The 2,014-nt window shown below is 76.6% G+C and carries 2 protein-coding genes; both read right to left on the reverse strand.

Annotated elements, in window-relative coordinates; translation table 11 throughout:
- Positions 1-1,211: acyltransferase family protein (locus GTQ99_RS22610; RefSeq protein WP_166617918.1), on the reverse strand; the 1,211-nt coding region annotated here is incomplete at its 3' end.
- Positions 1,208-2,011 carry a glycosyltransferase gene (locus GTQ99_RS22615; RefSeq protein WP_420814614.1) on the reverse strand — a complete coding sequence of 268 codons (804 nt, stop codon included), beginning with the start codon at positions 2,009-2,011 and terminating at the stop codon, positions 1,208-1,210. The genes GTQ99_RS22615 and GTQ99_RS22610, both read right to left, overlap by 4 nt.
- Positions 2,012-2,014: the final 3 nt, after the last annotated feature.

Consider the following 2,014-nt stretch of genomic DNA (forward strand, 5'->3'; position numbering starts at 1 on the left):
GCCCGAGCGGGCGCCGCCCGCCCGCCCGCCGGCCGGCGCCGGCCCAGGGCGCGCATCCGCCGCCGGCCCGGTTCCTCGACGAACCTCCACAGGACCCACCCGAGCGCGATCGCGACCAGCGGCAGGTGGGGCACGACGAAGGCCGTCCACGGACCGCCCGGCGCGATCTGCGGCACCTCCCGCTGGAAGGTCCAGAAGACCTCGTACACCGGCACGTGCACGAGGTAGACGCTGTAGGAGATCCGCCCGCCGAGCACGACGGCCGGGCGCGACAGCCACGCCGAGGGGCCGCGCTCGGACAGCGCCAGGCAGCCCACGAGCAGCGGGAAGAGCACGGCGACGACGGCGTAGCGGTCGTAGGGGCGCGAGGCCGCCCAGCCGACGACGAGGACGACCTCGGCCACCAGCAGCCACGCCAGCCGCGGCGCCCAGCGCGCCGCGCGCTCGCGGGCGACCTCGGAGGACTGCAGCCGCCGCACGGCCAGGCACACCAGCGCCCCGGCCCCGAACTCGGTGGAGATCCGCTCCAGCCAGCTGTAGTCCCAGTAGATGACGCCCGTGCGGTACGAGCGCAGCGCGGCGGGCAGCAGCAGCCCCACCGCCCCCGCCACCAGCAGCCACCACGGCAGCCGGCGCAGCCGGTGCAGCACGAGCGCGAGCACGGGGAAGGCGACGTAGGCGGCCATCTCCGCCGAGACCGACCAGGTGGCGCCCACGAAGCTGGCGCCGTCGAAGTCGGGGCGGTGCCACAGCTGCACCAGCAGCAGCTGCTCCACCCAGCTGCGCCAGCCGAGGTCGGGCTGCACGCCCTGGTAGGCGTAGAAGGCGGGGTCGACGCTGCGCCGCCACAGCAGCCACAGGCCGAACAGCACCACGACGACGGCGTAGGCGGGCCACACCCGGCACACCCGGGCCCACCAGAACGACCACCAGGCGCCCAGCCGCGGCCGGGCGCCCAGGGTGTCCAGGTACGTCAGGGTGATCACGAACCCGGAGACGACGTAGAAGAGGTCCACCCCCAGGTGCCCGGAGTCCAGCACGGGGGTCAGGAGGGCGCGCAGCCCGGCGTACTCCGGCGGCGGCGTGAACTTCCAGTGGAAGAGCAGCACCCACACCGCGGCCACGATGCGCAGCCCGGTGATCGAGCGGACCTCCGGGACGCGCGGGCGGGCCGCCGGCGCCGGCGGGCTGGACTCCGCGACGGCCGTCACCTGCCCGCCCCCTTCGCGATGAGCGCCCGGTAGGCGACGGTGCGCACCCTCGTCGGCACGAACCGGTAGCCGCCGCGCACGAGGACGTTGCGCACCGCCTGCGCGGGCGAGGTGAACCCCTCCCGGCGCAGGTGCGCCTGCAGCGCCACCTCCGAGCGCCACAGCCGCGCGCCCCCGCGGCGCGCGTAGGCCCCCGCGCCCGGGACGGCGCCGACGCGGTACTTCACGAGCGGCTCCGGCACGTTCTCCACGCGGGCCCCGGCCGCGATCATCCGGGCGAACAACCAGTAGTCCTCCATCAGCGGCAGGTCGCGGTAGCCGCCCGCGGCCTCGACGGCCGAGCGGCGGTACACGACCGTCGGGTGGTTGAAGGGGTCGTGGAAGCGGGCGTACGCGGCGATGCGCTCCGCGCCGGTGGGCGGGGTGCGCCGGCCGACGACGTCGTCCTCGTCGGCGCCGATCTCCAGCAGCCCCGACCCGACGAGGTCGGCGCCGGCGGCCACCAGCGGCAGCTGGCGGGCGAAGCGCCCGGGCAGGCTGACGTCGTCGGCGTCCATGCGGGCCACGACGTCGTGGCTGCAGCGGCGCAGCCCCTCCTCCAGCGCGCGGGCCAGGCCCGCGTTGACCGCCAGCTCGTGCACGAGCACGGGCACCCCGCCGGCCCCCTCGCGCCGCCAGCGCTCCAGCGCGGCCTGCAGCGGGGCCGGGACGGGGCCGTCGCGCACGATCACGAGCTCGTCGGGCGGCAGGGTCTGCTCGGCGGTGACGCTGGCGACGGCCCCGTCCCGGCCCCGCTGCAGGCC

The organism is Kineococcus vitellinus, from assembly GCF_009906315.1.
Classification (GTDB): domain Bacteria; phylum Actinomycetota; class Actinomycetes; order Actinomycetales; family Kineococcaceae; genus Kineococcus; species Kineococcus vitellinus.